The sequence below is a fragment of the Lentihominibacter sp. genome, assembly GCF_046951855.1.
Classification (GTDB): Bacteria; Bacillota; Clostridia; order Peptostreptococcales; family Anaerovoracaceae; genus Lentihominibacter; species Lentihominibacter hominis.
Genome location: NZ_JBKTXS010000014.1, coordinates 36,550 through 52,516 on the forward strand (window position 1 = coordinate 36,550; position 15,967 = coordinate 52,516).

Annotated in this window: 18 protein-coding genes; all 18 read left to right on the top strand. The window is 38.1% G+C overall.

Annotated features, from left to right (window positions below; genetic code table 11):
- Window positions 1-513 carry a stage III sporulation protein AB gene (locus ACLR96_RS05450; protein ID WP_177270273.1) on the top strand — a complete coding sequence of 171 codons (513 nt, stop codon included), beginning with the start codon at window positions 1-3 and terminating at the stop codon, window positions 511-513.
- A gap of 18 nt (window positions 514-531) precedes the next feature.
- On the top strand, window positions 532-726 hold the full coding sequence (gene spoIIIAC / locus ACLR96_RS05455; RefSeq protein WP_177270271.1) for a stage III sporulation protein AC: 195 nt from the start codon (window positions 532-534) through the stop codon (window positions 724-726).
- Window positions 727-735: 9 nt separating this feature from the next.
- A complete protein-coding gene (gene spoIIIAD, locus ACLR96_RS05460; RefSeq protein WP_177270269.1) occupies window positions 736-1,122 on the top strand; it encodes a stage III sporulation protein AD in 387 nt (128 codons plus the stop codon).
- Window positions 1,123-1,137: 15 nt separating this feature from the next.
- Window positions 1,138-2,232 (top strand): stage III sporulation protein AE, encoded by a 1,095-nt coding sequence (gene spoIIIAE / locus ACLR96_RS05465; RefSeq protein ID WP_177270267.1) that lies wholly within the window; start codon window positions 1,138-1,140, stop codon window positions 2,230-2,232.
- Complete coding sequence (locus ACLR96_RS05470) at window positions 2,220-2,390, top strand: stage III sporulation protein AF (RefSeq protein WP_177270265.1); 171 nt, start codon at window positions 2,220-2,222, stop codon at window positions 2,388-2,390. The genes spoIIIAE and ACLR96_RS05470 overlap by 13 nt, the downstream gene beginning before the upstream one ends.
- Before the next feature lie 42 nt (window positions 2,391-2,432).
- Window positions 2,433-2,837 carry a hypothetical protein gene (locus ACLR96_RS05475; RefSeq protein ID WP_177270263.1) on the top strand — a complete coding sequence of 135 codons (405 nt, stop codon included), beginning with the start codon at window positions 2,433-2,435 and terminating at the stop codon, window positions 2,835-2,837.
- Window positions 2,827-3,438, top strand: a complete 612-nt coding sequence (locus ACLR96_RS05480) for a SpoIIIAH-like family protein (RefSeq protein ID WP_177270261.1) — start codon at window positions 2,827-2,829, stop codon at window positions 3,436-3,438. Before ACLR96_RS05475 ends, ACLR96_RS05480 begins: the two co-directional genes overlap by 11 nt.
- 200 nt (window positions 3,439-3,638) lie before the next feature.
- Window positions 3,639-4,880, top strand: coding sequence for a saccharopine dehydrogenase NADP-binding domain-containing protein (locus tag ACLR96_RS05485; RefSeq protein ID WP_177270259.1), 1,242 nt, complete (start codon window positions 3,639-3,641; stop codon window positions 4,878-4,880).
- A complete protein-coding gene (locus ACLR96_RS05490) occupies window positions 4,880-5,500 on the top strand; it encodes a hypothetical protein (RefSeq protein WP_177270257.1) in 621 nt (206 codons plus the stop codon). The genes ACLR96_RS05485 and ACLR96_RS05490 overlap by 1 nt, the downstream gene beginning before the upstream one ends.
- Before the next feature lie 14 nt (window positions 5,501-5,514).
- A complete protein-coding gene (locus ACLR96_RS05495; RefSeq protein WP_177270255.1) occupies window positions 5,515-6,963 on the top strand; it encodes a sodium:solute symporter family protein in 1,449 nt (482 codons plus the stop codon).
- Between the two features lie 16 nt (window positions 6,964-6,979).
- Window positions 6,980-7,219 carry a hypothetical protein gene (locus ACLR96_RS05500; protein WP_177270253.1) on the top strand — a complete coding sequence of 80 codons (240 nt, stop codon included), beginning with the start codon at window positions 6,980-6,982 and terminating at the stop codon, window positions 7,217-7,219.
- Window positions 7,200-8,810, top strand: coding sequence for an amidohydrolase family protein (locus tag ACLR96_RS05505; protein WP_177270251.1), 1,611 nt, complete (start codon window positions 7,200-7,202; stop codon window positions 8,808-8,810). Before ACLR96_RS05500 ends, ACLR96_RS05505 begins: the two co-directional genes overlap by 20 nt.
- Before the next feature lie 164 nt (window positions 8,811-8,974).
- Window positions 8,975-11,515 (top strand): YhgE/Pip domain-containing protein, encoded by a 2,541-nt coding sequence (locus ACLR96_RS05510; protein WP_177270249.1) that lies wholly within the window; start codon window positions 8,975-8,977, stop codon window positions 11,513-11,515.
- A complete protein-coding gene (locus tag ACLR96_RS05515; RefSeq protein WP_177270247.1) occupies window positions 11,512-13,692 on the top strand; it encodes a YhgE/Pip domain-containing protein in 2,181 nt (726 codons plus the stop codon). Before ACLR96_RS05510 ends, ACLR96_RS05515 begins: the two co-directional genes overlap by 4 nt.
- A gap of 61 nt (window positions 13,693-13,753) precedes the next feature.
- The gene (locus ACLR96_RS05520) at window positions 13,754-14,137 is read left to right on the top strand and encodes an Asp23/Gls24 family envelope stress response protein (RefSeq protein WP_177270245.1); all 384 of its coding nucleotides are present in this window, start codon (window positions 13,754-13,756) and stop codon (window positions 14,135-14,137) included.
- On the top strand, window positions 14,124-14,522 hold the full coding sequence (nusB, locus tag ACLR96_RS05525) for a transcription antitermination factor NusB (protein ID WP_177270243.1): 399 nt from the start codon (window positions 14,124-14,126) through the stop codon (window positions 14,520-14,522). Before ACLR96_RS05520 ends, nusB begins: the two co-directional genes overlap by 14 nt.
- Window positions 14,515-15,483 carry an O-sialoglycoprotein endopeptidase gene (locus ACLR96_RS05530; RefSeq protein ID WP_177270241.1) on the top strand — a complete coding sequence of 323 codons (969 nt, stop codon included), beginning with the start codon at window positions 14,515-14,517 and terminating at the stop codon, window positions 15,481-15,483. Before nusB ends, ACLR96_RS05530 begins: the two co-directional genes overlap by 8 nt.
- A partial coding sequence (xseA, locus tag ACLR96_RS05535) for an exodeoxyribonuclease VII large subunit (protein WP_412265397.1) occupies window positions 15,464-15,967 on the top strand: 504 nt, incomplete at its 3' end. The genes ACLR96_RS05530 and xseA, both read left to right, overlap by 20 nt.

Genomic DNA, 15,967 nt, shown 5'->3' on the forward strand with positions numbered 1-15,967 from the left:
ATGTTCAGATTAATGGGATGTATCCTCATATTTATAAGCTGTTCCTGCCTTGGATTTATAAAAGCCTCGTCTTATAAAGCAAGAACAATAGAACTTGAAAATACACTTGAACTCATAAGGCTACTCAATATGGAAATTGTTTATAAAAAAGATTCTCTTGCCAAGACTTTCAAAAAAGTGTCCGAAATGAAATCCTGTTGGTTTTCACAAGTGCTCAGAAGCTGTAGTTTATCAATGCAGAAGCAAAATACACTGAAGGATTCATGGCAAAAAGCGCTGGAGGATAATATGAAAAACTGTCCTTTGAAAGAAAATGATATCAAAATATTACAAGATATCTCCATAGGTCTGGGAAAAAGCGACATCAGAGGACAGAAGAATATAATGGAGCCTGCTGTAATCAGAATGGAAACAAGCCTTACTGAAGCCAGACAGCAGGAAAAGAAAGAGAGCCGTATGTACAGGGGCTTAGGTGTAGCGGCAGGCGTAGTTATAGCAGTAATGTTGATTTGAGTTGGGAGTTTACCGAATATGGATATAGACATCATTTTTAAAATAGCGGCTATAGGCATAGCCATAGCAGTTCTTAATCAGGTGCTTATAAAAGCCGGAAGAGAAGAACAAGCTATGCTGACAACTCTTGCAGGTGTCATTGTCGTGCTTATGCTTGTGATACAGATGATAAGTGAATTTTTTGATACGGTGAAAACATTCCTTCAGTTTTAGGGAGAACTTATGGAGATTCTTAAAATCGTAACTTTGGCATTGACAGGAGTCATACTGGCCTCTCTGATGAAGAGCGTAAATAAGGAAATATCTATTTATATAATTCTCGCCACTGTAATAATTCTTTTTGTATCTATCATAGATAAGCTTACATATATTTTTCATTTTCTTGAAGGAATATATGACAATGTTACTTATGGCAGGACGTTTTTTCCCGTAATACTTAAGGTTTTGGCAGTAGCGTATATAACAGATTTTACTGCACAGCTGTGCAAGGATGCCGGAGAAACCACCATAGGATCAAAAGTAGAGCTTGCGGGAAAGGTGATCATATTTTATCTGGCTATGCCTATTCTGACTGCAATACTTGAGCTTATAGGATCATTGCTGAATTAGGGAGAGTGATAAAATATGGATTATGAAACTATCATAGAAGAACAACTGAATTCCATGGATTTATCGGGACTTGAAAGTATCATGTCAGAGGCATCCAAGCAGGGTGGGATATTTGAAGATATGACAGTAAGCCAGATAATAAATAATCTTATAAACGGAGATGCTATTTTTGATTCAGATAAGATCATCGATAATCTTATAAATCTGTTTCTGCTTGAAGTGAAAGCTTCTGTTTTTTTAGGATGTGAAATACTGGCAATATGTATTGTTGTAGGACTTTTGACAAATTTTTCAAATACATTTGGAAGCAAGACTGTATCTTCGTTGAGTACAATGATATGCAGTGTGGTAATAATCGCGTTATGTATAGGTAATTTTTATCAAACATATGAATATTGTCAGGATGCCATGAACACTATGACTTCGTCTATGGAAATACTGCTTCCGATAATGATTCCGCTGCTGATATCTATGGGAGGCATCTCATCAGGGAGTATCATGGATCCGGTAATGATAGGGTCGGTGACAGGATTTAATTTTATCATGCAGCATATTATTCTTCCTCTTGTATTCTTATCGGCAGTATTTGTCATGATAAACAGTATTACAGAGAAGGATTATGTTAAGAAGCTGTCAGGTTTTATAAGAAAAGGAGCAATTTTTCTGACTGGCCTTTTGATAACTATATTCACAGGGATAACAGCAATACAAGGGATTGTCACTAAATCTGCCGATGGTATTCTAATAAACACCGCCAGATTTTCCATAGATAATTTTGTTCCAATTGTGGGAGGCTTTGCTGCTGATTCTCTGGATATGGTGATAAGTTGTATAGGACTGATAAAAAATTCTGTGGGACTGATAGGGATAATAATAATAATTTCTCTTTTAATATTGCCGGTTATCAAGATACTTTCTATAGCGTTTATATATAAGATAATAGCTATAGCAGCTGAACCTATAGCGACAAAGAATATTTCCGACAGCCTGAGCGAAATAGGCAGTGCGGCCATAACTATGACGGTGGTTTTGGCTACGGGAGCTTTTATGTTTCTCATTTTCATAACTATAATAATGGGTATGGGAGGAGGCGGAACTTGGACGTCATAAAGCAATGGGTAAGCAATCTGTTTATCATAATACTGGCTCTTTCATTTATAGAGATTCTTTTGCCGGACACATCTATGGGGAAATATATCAAATTTATTTTTTCTTTGGTAATAATGGCTACTATACTATATCCCATTATTTATCTTCTGGGGGAATAAGAACAGATTTAATAAATATATATTGTATAGGAGGAGAGTAATTTGCTGGAAAAATTTAAAAACGATCCTGAAATTAAAGAAAAAGGTCTGAAAATAATTGCGCTGCTTGTGATAATCGCAGTTATACTGCTGTCCTTTGATGTTTTTACGCAAAATAAGGACGGAAGAAAACAGATTATAGATGAAGACGGAGGTACGGAAGCTCAGCTTTGCAGTATACTTGCGGATATAGACGGAGTCGGCGATGTAGATGTAATGCTTCAGCATGATGACGATGATAACATAACAGGTGTAATAGTAACTGCTCAGGGAGCAGGAAATCCTATTGTAAAAAATAATCTCATAAATGCAGTAATGGCTGTATTTAATATATCATCCACCAGTGTGGAAGTATTTGAAAAAAAAGCTGCCAATGAATATAAGGAGGAAGACTTAAATGAAAAGTAAGAAATCTATTTTTTCTTTTATAAAAAATAACAAGAAAAAGATTGCGGGACTTGTCGCTATAGCTATATGTTTCGGGGTGTATACAGCTATAGGAGGTGTATTTTCAGAGAAAGAAGTCAGTGAGGATGTACCTCTTCATGACGGAGATGTGCTTGTAGATAGTCTGAACGTAAAGGAGGAAAACAGTAAGTCTGAAAATAAAGTTGATGAATCAGCGCTTGTAACTTCTGATGATGTTTCTGAAGTGAAAAACACGGATACATATTTTCAGGAACTGAGAGCTACGCTGGATATGGACAGAAATAAAATAATTTCTATGCTTACGGATGCAGAAAGTTCAGCTTCCACAAAAGCAGAGAAAGAAGAAGCTTCAGCTGAGAAGATGCGCCTGCTCAATTATATGGAACAGGAGAAGACCATAGAAACTCTGATAAAAAATAAAGGACTTCCGGAGACTTTTGTGGTAATAACTGATAGCGGAGTCAATGTAACGGTTAATTCGGAAGAGCTGGATCAGAGTATGGTAACTAAAATATGTGAGATAATAATGCGCGAGACGGACAGAAAGGCCAGTGAGATTGTAGTTCAGGATGCATCATAATATTTTGAGGTTGCGTATATACAACTTAAAGTAGCAAAACTGCACCTGAAGAGGACTTTTGTATATTAATCAAAACAGCTGATAATACTGTGAAAAACAATGTTATCAGCTGTTTTTTGTTTTTTCTGAAAATTGGCACATATATTGCTTTATTAATAAGCGAAAAATTTTATCATGTAAATTCGTATGAGGAGGTAAAAATGAAGATATTGATAGTAGGAGCAGGAGGTCAGGGCGGTTCATGTGCATCTATACTGGCAAGACAGGATAACGTTGAAGAAATACGTATAGCAGATCTGAAAGAAGAGACTGCAAATGCAGTAGCTGATAATATTGGCAGTGATAAGATAAAGACCGATACCGTCAATGCCACAGATCCTGATGATGTGGCGAGGGCAGCAGAGGGTGTCGATGTAGTTGTGGATATGGTAATGCCATGGATGGTACCATATGTTATGGAAGGAGCTCTTAAAGCAAAAGCAAATTACATAAATACAGCATTTGATGCTCCTTTCTGGGATAAGTTTATAGAAGGTGTTTCTATAGAAAATATGCCTATGTACAGAGAGTTTAAAGAAGCCGGACTTACTGCACTTTTTGGATGTGGTTTTGCTCCGGGCTGGACAAATGTTTTAGCAAGAAGGCTGGCCAACAGACTGGATAAAGTTAACAGCATAAGGATGAGAATTGGAAAAGCAACGCATCTTCCTGGTGAACATGAATATGACTGGGTGCTGAGGCCATGGAATCCGGGCTGGTCGCCAAAACAGGCACTCATAGACTGTGCTTCACCTACATATGCATTGGAAGAAGGCAAGTACGTGAAATATCCACCATTTGGAGGACTTGAAATGTGGGATTTTCCTGAGCCTGTGGGAAGGTTACCTGTTACACATCATTCTCATGAAGAGATATATAGCATGCCTGCAACCTTTAAAGATGTAAAATATGTTGATTTCAAATATTATATGATGTATCAGCCTGCGATTTTTTATGCTATGGGGTTGTGCTCACAGGAAAAAGTAAAAGTCAAAGATACAGAGGTGGCGCCTATAGACGTGGTTACGGCAATGGTACCTCCTCCTCAAAACAACATATTTGGGGCTACTGACAAACAGCTTGAGTATGCCGATAAAACCGCCTTTATAGAGTTGGTAGTGGAAGTTTCAGGGGAAAAGGATGGCAAACCTTTTACATGGACGGCAAACTGTCCAAAGATGAATGCTCCCGGACCTGAGCTCAAAAAGATATACGGAACGGCTCTTGTTTATGTATCTCTTCCGCTGGCTACAGGAACCATGCTCATAGACGAAATGGATATGCCTAAAGGAATCATCTTTGCGGACCAGTTGGATCCTGAAGCATTTATCAGCAAAATGATGGGAACAGGATATCCGTATAAGTGGAAGGAAATCGTAAGGGAAGGGAGTGCAGTGGAATAATGAAAGATACTATGGTGAAACATCTGAATAAAAGGAAAGAAGAATTTTATACAGAGGAAATTGCTGACAGAAAGAAAGCTGTAGAAAGCAAACTGAAGCTTCTCCATGGCAGTTTCTTCGGAAAGCAGATAGTAAAATTTGAAATAGGAAGTGTTGCAGATGTTTGGGTACCATACTGTTATCTTGAATACGATTTCCATGTAGAACGAAATATTATGTTTAAGAAAAAAGGTCTTGTAAAAGAGGGGAAGGTTGCCGTCGTTTTTGATGCTAATGAGATGCATCCATTTCAATATGATGTATATGAAAGCGGATCACTACCGCTGAAAAAAGGAAAGATAAAAATTGAAGAAAAGAAAGTGGTAGCTGCTTCAGGTTCTGTTTCTGATATGAAAAAGAAATCTGAGGAATATATCCAGTATAAAATCATGAGAAAATTTTACGGCCGCAACGGAGAACTTACTTTGAGAAAAGAAACTCTCTTTTACAGACCTGCTGTAGAACTTGAGATCATATATAAAGGTCGGCATTCTAATATGAGATATGCTTATCTTGATCAGTTCGCCATTGAAAATGAACATGTTCTGGGTCTTAAGTACAGAGTAGAGAATAATTTTTAAAAAGGAGGAATTTTATGGCTATAAACTTTTCCGAAATATGGTCGGCCTTTGACTGGATCATAATATCAGTATATTTTGTGATCATTATAGCAGTAGGACTAGCCATGCGTAAAAGAGCGAGCAAAAATATGAAGAGCTTTTTTGTGGCTTCCAGAAGACTTACAATACCTGTTTTGGTAGGAGTAGGTGCAGCCAGCTGGTATGATTCGTGGACTATCGTAGGTCTTGCAGAATGCGGAACGACTATGGGTATATGTATAATATTTATATACATAATACCTACGGCTATTTTGAGGCTTCCTTTGGCTGTATGGATAGGACCTCTTGTAAGAAACAAAATTCCCGACTGGGTACTTACCATGCCGGATCTTATGTCTTATATGTATGATAGAAAAACAAAGTTCGTAATGGCAATAGGAATGCTGCCTCCTTTTCTTTATGAATCTGCTCTTCTAACGGCAGGGGGATCTGTCATAGCGTATGTAACGGGGATGAATATGTGGCTGGCCTTTGCTATACTGGGAATAATTATTATATTTTACACATCTTTGTCAGGACTGTGGGGGCTTGCGATAACGGACATGATGCAGTTTGTTGTGATGTCAGTATCTGCCGGTGTACTTTGTTTCGGGCTGTTCAATCATTTTGGCGGATTCGGAAGCTTATTTGATCAGGTAGGCGCTGTAAATCCTGATTTTCTGACGGTTACAGGAGGAAATGGATTTATGGCAGTATTAGGATGGGTAATAAGTGCTTTGGCTATGTATGCGAATTCTCAGTCATATCAGAGATTCGGTTCTTCAAAATCTGGAGGTGATATCAAAGTATCGTATACTTGTATAATGATTTTTGGATTGTTTTTCAGCACTGTGATGGTATTTGGAGGAATGGCAGCACTCGTGATGTTTCCGGATGCAGCTCAAGAAGCTCCTTCGGAGGCATTTTGGGCGGTGGTCTTCACTACACTTCCGGTAGGTCTGAGGGGACTTTTCGTGGCAGCGCTTCTTTCTGCTGTAATGTCTACAGTCAGCGCTGATTATCTTATTTGCGGAGCGGTAGTTGTACACGATATAATAAAGGGCTTCTTTAAGCCTGATCTCAGTGATAAAGCAGAAGTCTGGGGAACGAGAGTTGTTATCTGGGTAGTAGGACTTCTCATTATTGTTGCTACGTATTTCTGGTCTGACGGAATTTCAAAAGCATATTACTATTGTGGTGGATTTCAGGTAGCAGCTTTTATAGTTCCACTTATGCTGGGATTATTTTACAAAAAAAAGACTCCTGCTGCAGGTTTTTGGAGCTTGCTTCTTACAGTAGTTGCCTATGCTGTCTGGGAGTTTGTTCTGGGAATTCCATGCGGAATTCCAGCCAACGTAGCCTGCATAATATTCAGTGTTATAGTATATGTTACAGTCGCCAAGCTTACTTATAAAGAAATTGGGCAGAAAACGCTTACTGTTTAGGAAAGGCAGGATATATATGAAAAAAGATATAGGTGAAGAAAGAAAAAGCAAATTAGCATTTATATGGGCAGCTATATGTTTGATATGTTCCGTATTAATATGGATACTTACTATCAGCAGATCTGATATTATATTACCTCTGTTTATGGGAACTGCCGCACTTCTTTACGGACCTGTGACTGCCTTTTTATATTTAAGAGAAGTAAAAAACGGCGTGTTTAATGCGGAGGATGAAAATGAAGAAGAAAGCCTTTAGATGTAGGAATATTTATACATCTCTTACTCCACAGTTGATTGACGGATATGTCATATGCGACAGAGAAAAGATAAGCTTCGTAGGCTCGTGTGAAGATGCAGAACAGTACATAGATAAAAACACTGAGATCCTGGATTTTGAAAACAATTTTATAATGCCCGGTTTTAATGATTTTCATGTCCATCTTTTAAGTGGCGCTCTTATGGAAAGAGACGGGGTACTTAGGTATGCATCTTCAGAGGAAGAAGCTGCTTATATAATCTGGGAAAAAAATAAAGATCGCCGGGATGGCGGATGGATAATGGGAGGAGCTTGGGACAATTTCAGATGGCCGAAAGGTAAACTTCCCACAAAGGAAAGCTTGGACAAATATTTCAAGAATACTCCTGTATTTCTCTTGAATAAAGAATGCCATGGTGCATGGGTCAACAGTGAAGCTCTCAGAAGATTTAATATCAGCAGAGATATTGATGATCCCGACAACGGAAGTTTTTTTAGGGATGATAACGGGGAACTTACCGGTTATATACATGAAGCTGCTGTAATACCCATGCTTAAAGATATTTTAAGTGATATGACGGCAGAAGAAATGGCATCCTATGCAGTATCATTTGCCGAAACAGCCTCACAGTACGGAATAACGTCAGTTGCAGATCTGCCTCTTTACGGGATCAGAACGGAACATGCTTACAAGATCCTTGAAAACAGCGGAAAGCTTAATGTCAGGATACATTTTGCATTGGCCTTCAGCGAAGCACTTGATGAAATTCTTAAAATCAGAAGTAATTATAATTCCGATATGCTTAGATTTATAGGAGTAAAAGATTTTCTTGACGGGACCCCTATGGGGCATACAGGATACATGCTGAAACCTTATACTGACAGGCCGGGGTTTAGAAGCAGTTCCATGATAGATCCACAGTATCTGAAAGAACGTGTTGCGCTGATGACAAAAAATAATATAAAGGTAAGGCTGCACGCTTGCGGAGATGCAGCTGTACGATTAGGACTTGATGCTTTTCAATATGCAGAAAATATTCACGGAAAAAGAGATATCAGGCATTGTATAGAACACATAGAATCCATTTCTCCCGAAGATATAGGCCGATTCGGACAGTTGGATGTCATCGCATCGGTACAGCCTGATCATCTGCCTAAATATAATTTTTCGGATCATCCGTTCCATACTATGGTTGGTGAAGAAAGAATGAAGTATTCATGGCCTTTTAGATCTATAAAAAACAAAGGCGGGAGACTGGCTTTCGGAACTGATTATCCCGTGACGGAGCTTAATCCTTTGAGAGGTATATTCAGATCAGTAAGTCGTCTTACAGATGATAATGAGCCGGAGGGAGGTTTCTCTCCCGAAGAAAAGCTGTCAGTACATGAAAGCCTCAGAGCTTATACATATGGTTCGGCATATGCGGCGAATTTCGATAAAAGAATAGGAAGCATAGAAAAAGGTAAGCGGGCTGATATAGCTGTTTTTGAAAACAACATATTTCAGATGGCATATGACAGAGAACAAATGTTTAATATGAAAACTCTTATGACAATATTAGGAGGGAAAATAGTATATAAAAAGATATAATTTCATTAAATAAAAGTAATAAAGCCGGCAAAACAGCTGTTTTACCGGTTTTATTTATGTTGTTTTCCCTGTGGACATGAAGACTAAACTGATTTAGAATAGGAAACATGAATTATTGCGTCAGTAAAATCAAAAATATGACTGAAGCTATCAGGAGGTAATTTATGAAAACGGCATTTCAGATTTTCAGTCGAGATATAAGACGTCTTTCACATAATAAAGCTGCCATTATAGTAATGATAGGGGTATGTGTTTTGCCATCTCTTTATGCATGGTTTAATATAGCGGCCAATATGGATCCGTACGGCAATACACAAGGTATCAAAGTAGCAGTTGCTAATAATGATACAGGATCTGAAACAGATAAGCTGTCTATAAATGCAGGAGATACAATTATTGAAAATCTTAGGGAAAACAGTCAGCTGGGCTGGACATTTGTAGATGAAAAACAGGCTGAGGAGGGTGTCCGTTCTGGGAAATATTATGCAGCTATCATAATTCCTGATGATTTCAGCGATTCGTTGCTTAGTATATTGTCAGGAAAAATCGAAAAACCAAAGCTTGATTATTATATTAACGAAAAGAAAAATGCTATAGCACCTAAAATAACAGATACCGGAGCAACTACAGTTCAGCAAGAAATAAATGAGACTTTTTCATCTGTCGCTTCAGAAACGATATCAGGAATAATCCGATCAGCAGCAGATCAATTGACAAATGACATGAATGCAGCAGATTCTCAGCTGATTACGGCTGTTTCCGATGTACGATCGAATCTGGCTGAATATCAGACTGCGCTGGGAGACTTCCAGGAAACTGTAAAGGGATCGGAAACAGTTATAAAAGAGACAATAGATACCCTCGATAAAGTTGATTCTGCTTCAGATGCAGCTGCTGCAGCTTTTGAAGATACATCTTTTCTGTTGTATGAAAGCCGCTCGGCTTTGAGTCGCTTTTCGGCTCAGATATCCGGAAGTCTCTCGCAGAGTGAGATCCTGATAAATGATATTTCCATATCAGCTTCAGCAAAGTTGGGAACTTTTGAAGCAAATGCTCAGAAAGCTACCGCTGATGTAGGAAATGCGATAGATTCAGTATCAGAGCTGAATGAAAAAAATGAAAAATTGCTTCAATCTCTTGCCGAACTCAATGACAATATAGGGAATAATACAGAACTTTCGGCTATAATAGGCGAACAGATAAAACATTTACAGAGTCAGAATGAGACTTATGAAAAGATTTTGGATTCCTTGAGCGGAGGTAATGACAGTGTCAAGAATATACTTACGACGGCGAAGGATACGCGCTTAGATCTGGAAAAAATATCAATAGATGGAAGACAATCCATGCAGGACAGCAGAAAAGCTTTTGAGCAAAATACTCTTCCGAAAGTAAATAAGTCTCTTGATGATCTGGCATCAGTCAGTGGAAGTCTTTCAGCAACACTTTCAGCAACAGAGCCTATGACCAAGCAGATAAAAGGAATCCTTCAGCAATTTGAATCAAGCCTTGATATGAGTTTAGCAGCATTGGAACAAACAGGTGAAGTATTGGAAAGAGTAGATGAGAATCTGAATTCTGTAATGACAGATATAAGTGCTTTACAAAGTTCCGGTACATATCAGCAGCTTCTTTCTCTGGAAGGAATAGATCCGCAATCGGTTTCAAGATTTATGGCATCTCCTGTTTCTTTGAAATCTGAGGTTCTTTATGATGTGGAAAATTATGGATCTGGAATGACCCCGTTTTATACAAATCTGGCATTATGGGTAGGTGGGTTAATTTTAGTTTCCATTCTCAAACAGGAGGTAGACCAAGAAGGGTTTATACATCGTTTTGATACGACAGATGCTTATTTCGGGCGATGGCTTTTGTTTTCATCTGCTGCACTGATCCAAGGATTCATAGTATGTACAGGAGATCTAATATTGCTTAAAACACAATGTATGCATCCTACAGCATTTCTTCTGGCAGGTATGTTCTGCTCCTTTGTATATGTGAATATCATATATGCGCTTGCGATAACCTTTAAACATATAGGAAAAGCCGTAGCTGTTCTTCTTGTGATACTGCAGATACCAGGATCTTCAGGGACTTATCCCATAGAAATGATGCCTGGCTTTTTTCAGAAAGTACATCCTCTGTTTCCGTTCACATATGGCATAGATGCTATGCGGGAAAGTATGGCGGGCTTTTACGAAAATTACTATATAAAAGACCTTTTGATACTTCTTATTTTTATATTGATTTCACTTTTAACGGGGCTTGTTCTTCGGCCACTTATTTTGAATCTTAATCATATGTTTGATAAACATCTTGAAGAAACGGATCTCATGATAGGCGAGACTGATACTGTCAGGAATGAAAATCCCCAGCTCCAGCTGCTGATAAAAGCTCTTCTCAGGCATGATGAAGGAAAACAAAAATTCATGGCAAGATCTGCGAAGTTTGAGGCACATTATCCCAAGATGATAAAATATGGATTTATTTGCATGATAGCTATACCGCTGTTTTTTCTTATTCTCATGTTTAGTCTGGAATCAAGAATAGTATTTTTAGTTTTATGGATAGTTTCACTTATAGGGTTGTCAATATATTTAATTTGTGTTGAATATATTCATGACAGAGTGCAAAGACAGATAAAAGTCAGTGGGCTGACATCAGAAAACCTTATAGACATCATAGAGGAGGAGAAGAGCAAATGAAAAATATATGGCATATTTTTACGGGAGATGTCAGACGTATAAAAAAGAACGTAATTGCACTTATTGCCATTGTAGGAATAGCTGTCGTTCCATGTTTGTATGCGTGGTTTAACATAGCTGCCAGCTGGGATCCTTATAAAAATACAGGCAATTTAAAAGTTGCTGTGGCCAGTGTTGATGAGGGATATGAAGGTAATTTGATCCCTATACAACTTAATGTAGGAGATCAGGTTCTGTCAATACTTAGAGAAAATACTGATATGGAGTGGGTATTTACCAGTAAAGAAAAAGCTGTAAACGGCGTAAGGTCAGGAGATTATTATGCGGCAATCGTTATTCCGGAACAGTTCAGTAATGAAATGATGAGTATATTTTCCGAAGATATAAAAAAAGCAGAAATAATCTATTATTCCAATGCAAAAGAAAACGCTATTGCTCCAAAGGTTACGGAAAAAGGTGCCACTTCTATACAAAGACAAATAAATCAAGTATTCATAAGAACTGTTTCAGATACGATACTTGTAGTTCTTCAATCTGTATCCAATATGACTGATACAGAGGGAGCTGAATCTGTGGTAGAAAATCTGGAAGCTAATCTTGACAGAATATCTTCAGATCTTTCATCCTCAGCTGATGCTTTGCAGTCATTTTCAGCAGCGACCTCATCCTCCGGAGATCTTCTCGAGGCTACATCAGGTGTTCTTGAACAGGCTCAGACTCAATCTGAAAGCAATATGAAGGTACTTAAAGACATCAGAGAGACTTTTTCAGATGTCCATGAAGCACTTTCGGGAATAACAGATGATGTTAATGGAACGCTGTCATCTGGCAAAGATTTTTATGATCAGATGTCATCTGTTGTAGATACGGCTTTTGAAACACAATCAAAGGATGTGGAATCGGCAGCGTTTTCGCTAAATACTATTGCAGAACAATTGGATAGTCTTATAGTTTCCTATACATCACTTAGAGATTCTCTTGAATCTATGGGAAAAAAATATCCACAGTTTGCTTCCCTTACAGAACCTATTGTTGCTAAGCTGAATGCTTATATTGCTACACAAAATGAGCTTAAAGATAAGCTTATCTCTGTAGCAGATTCTATGAGAACTACATCAGCAGATATTGGCGAGGCAAAAAAAGAACTGGATAATCTGATTATGAAGAGCATAGAAGAAATAGAAAAGATAAAGACAGATTACGAAGAAAATGTCACAGATACATTAAAAAATCTTTCAAAATCTCTGGAAAAAACTGATGACGGTGTGAAAGAACTTCTCTCTCAGATAGGAAAAACCACAGACGGAATAAAAGCATTATCAGATTCAGCGACGGATCAGCTTTCAAGACTTCAAAGCGCACTGGATAGCTCCATAGCTATTCTTTCGAGTTCTTCATCAAGGATATCAGAAGTGACAGGAAAGCTTCAGCAAATGGAAGAAGACGGCGATTTTTCTGAAATAGACAATCTTCTGTCTGATAATAAAGATAAACTTACGTCTTTTGTGTCTTCTCCGGTATCTCTAAAAACTCATAAGATATATGAAATGGAAAACTACGGATCCTCTATGGCTCCTTTTTACTCTACGCTTTCCATTTGGATCGGAGGTATCGTTCTTGTTGCAATGATGAAGGTGACTGTTTCTGAAACACAATTGGCAGGTCTGCGGAATGTAAAACCAAGTCATATATATTTCGGACGATATGTTATTTTTCTTATAATAGGATTGCTTCAAAGTACATTGATCGCATTAGGAGATTTATTTTATCTTGGGATACAGTGCCGACATCCGTTTTTGTTTCTGCTGGCAAGCTGGTTTTCAAGTATTGTGTATGTGAATATTATTTACACTTTAACAGTATCTTTTGGAGATATAGGAAAGGCGATAAGTGTTATACTTCTCGTTATACAGGTGGCTGGAACAGGAGGAACCTTCCCTATTGAAGTGGCTCCTTTGTTTTTCAGAGTTGTCTATCCTCTTCTTCCTTTTACTCATAGTATGTCTGCAATGAGAGAAGCAGTAGGAGGTCTTTATGGTATGTATTATTGGGCAGATATGGGAAAACTTGGAATATTCCTTGCTCTTTCTCTCATAGTAGGACTCGTTTTGAGAAAGCCTATAATAAAGCTCAATTCTGCTTTTTCTGAGAAACTGGAAGAGACTAAAATCATGTAGAACACCATGGACACGTTGTTTTTTAGACTAATATTTGATATAATATTTAAGAGGTGGTTTTATGGGCACAAATAAAATAAACGGTGAATACGGCATAAGAATTTCGGATGAAGTCATCGCTGTTTGTGCCGTAAATGCAACATTGAAAACAGAGGGCGTGGCCGGAATGTCGGGCGGTATACCTAATGCACTTTCCAGGAATTTTTTAGGCAAAGAACTGCTGGCAAAAGGAATAAAAGTCAGTCAGACAGATGAAGGTGTGGAAGTAGACGTATATATAACCGTAAAATATCATGCAAAGATACCTGCAGTAGCGTGGGATATACAGGAAAATGTTAAGAAAGAGATACAGTCCATGACGGAACTGGACGTCACAGCTGTAAATATACATGTACAAGGTGTTAAAATACCATCGGAGGATAAGAAACAAAATGACGAGAAATGAAGCAAGAGAGATCTTGATGCAGATACTTTATGAAATGGACACTACAAAAACAATGGATCTTGAAACCGCAGAAAAGCTTTCTCAGGAAAGGCTGTCAGGCAATCATAAAAGAAGAGGACTGAAACTTCTTACCGATATAGTCCGAAATTTAGAAGATATTGACGGAGAAATTAACCGAAACAGCCGTTCGTGGAAAACCGGAAGGATGCCTAAAGTAGATCTGGCCATAATGCGTCTTGCTCTCGGAGAGATAAAATTCGATGAAGGGATTCCCGAAGCTGTATCTATAAATGAGGCTGTAAATCTGGCCAAAAAATTCAGTCTGGACAAATCGTCGGGATTCATAAATGGAGTTTTAGGTGCGGTAGTGAATTCCAATGAATAGTAGATATATATTAGGCATAGATACAAGTAATTATAAAACATCTGTTGCTATTATCGACACAGAGTGTAATATTTTATGTGATTTAAGAAGGTTTTTAACTGTAAAAGAGGGTGAAAAAGGGCTGAGACAATCCGACGCCCTTTTTCAGCATATTAGGAATCTGCCGGAATTACTTGAAGAAGCCATGAGTGATAATAATTATCATATTGGGGCTATATCCTTTTCATCCAAGCCAAGACCTGTTAAAAATTCATATATGCCGGTGTTTTTTGCCGGAGAAAGTTATGCGAGATCCCTTGCTGCTGTTTTAAGTATACCTTCATTTGCTTTTTCTCATCAGGAAGGGCATATAGAGGCCATAAAGGCTTTTTCAAAGCACAGTAATAAAAAAGAGCTCCTTGCATGCCATTTTTCCGGCGGTACATGTGAAATGCTCAGTGTAAAGTCAAAACATACTGGGTATGATATAGATATCATAGGCGGATCAAAAGATATTTCTTTTGGCCAAGTAATTGACAGAACCGGTGTGCAACTGGGTATGTCCTTTCCTGCCGGAGAAGAAATGGACAGGCTGGCCCTCGCATCTGATGAAATATCCAGTTTTCTTACCCCTATTAAAGTAAAAGAAGGATGGCTCAACCTGTCGGGAATAGATACTCAGATAAAAAGGCTGACGATTAATATGGATATACAGCAGGCTCAGCCTGTTATAAAAGAGCTGTTTGAAAAAGTCGCAGATGCTATGACAAAGATGATTTTTCAGTGTGCCGAAAAAACAGGAATAACAGACGTAATCATGGCAGGCGGAGTTACCTCCAGCTTATTTATAAGAGACAAGATAGTAAAAAAATTGGCAGAAAATCATATAGATGCAGCCTTTGGTCAGGCAGATCTTGCGCAGGACAACGCGATCGGCACAGCAATATTGGGAGGAAAGATTTATGGGAATGAAACCCGTTAAAGTTTCACAGCTTAACAGCTATATAAAACGAATACTTCAGACAGATCCGCTGCTTGGCAATATTTCTGTAACAGGAGAAATATCCAATTTAAAATTTCACGGATCAGGTCATGTTTACTTTTCGCTTAAAGATGAAAAAAGCAAAATAAATTGTTTTCTGTCGGCAGGAAATCTGGCTTCCCTTGAATGTCAGCTGGCGGAGGGAAACGGAGTAATTGCAGATGGATATATATACTTATATGAAAGAGGCGGCAGTTACTCTCTCAATGTGAAAAATATGGAAAACGCCGGTCAGGGCGATTTAGCAGCGACTTTTGAAAGGTTAAAGAAGAAACTTGAAAGTGAAGGGTTATTTGATAAGTCTAAAAAAAAGACTATTCCTGTTTTTCCTAAAAAAATAGCGGTTGTTACGTCTGCAACAGGTGCAGCAGTGAGAGATATAGTAAAAATAATAAAAGGGAAAAATGACTGTGTTGATATAGTC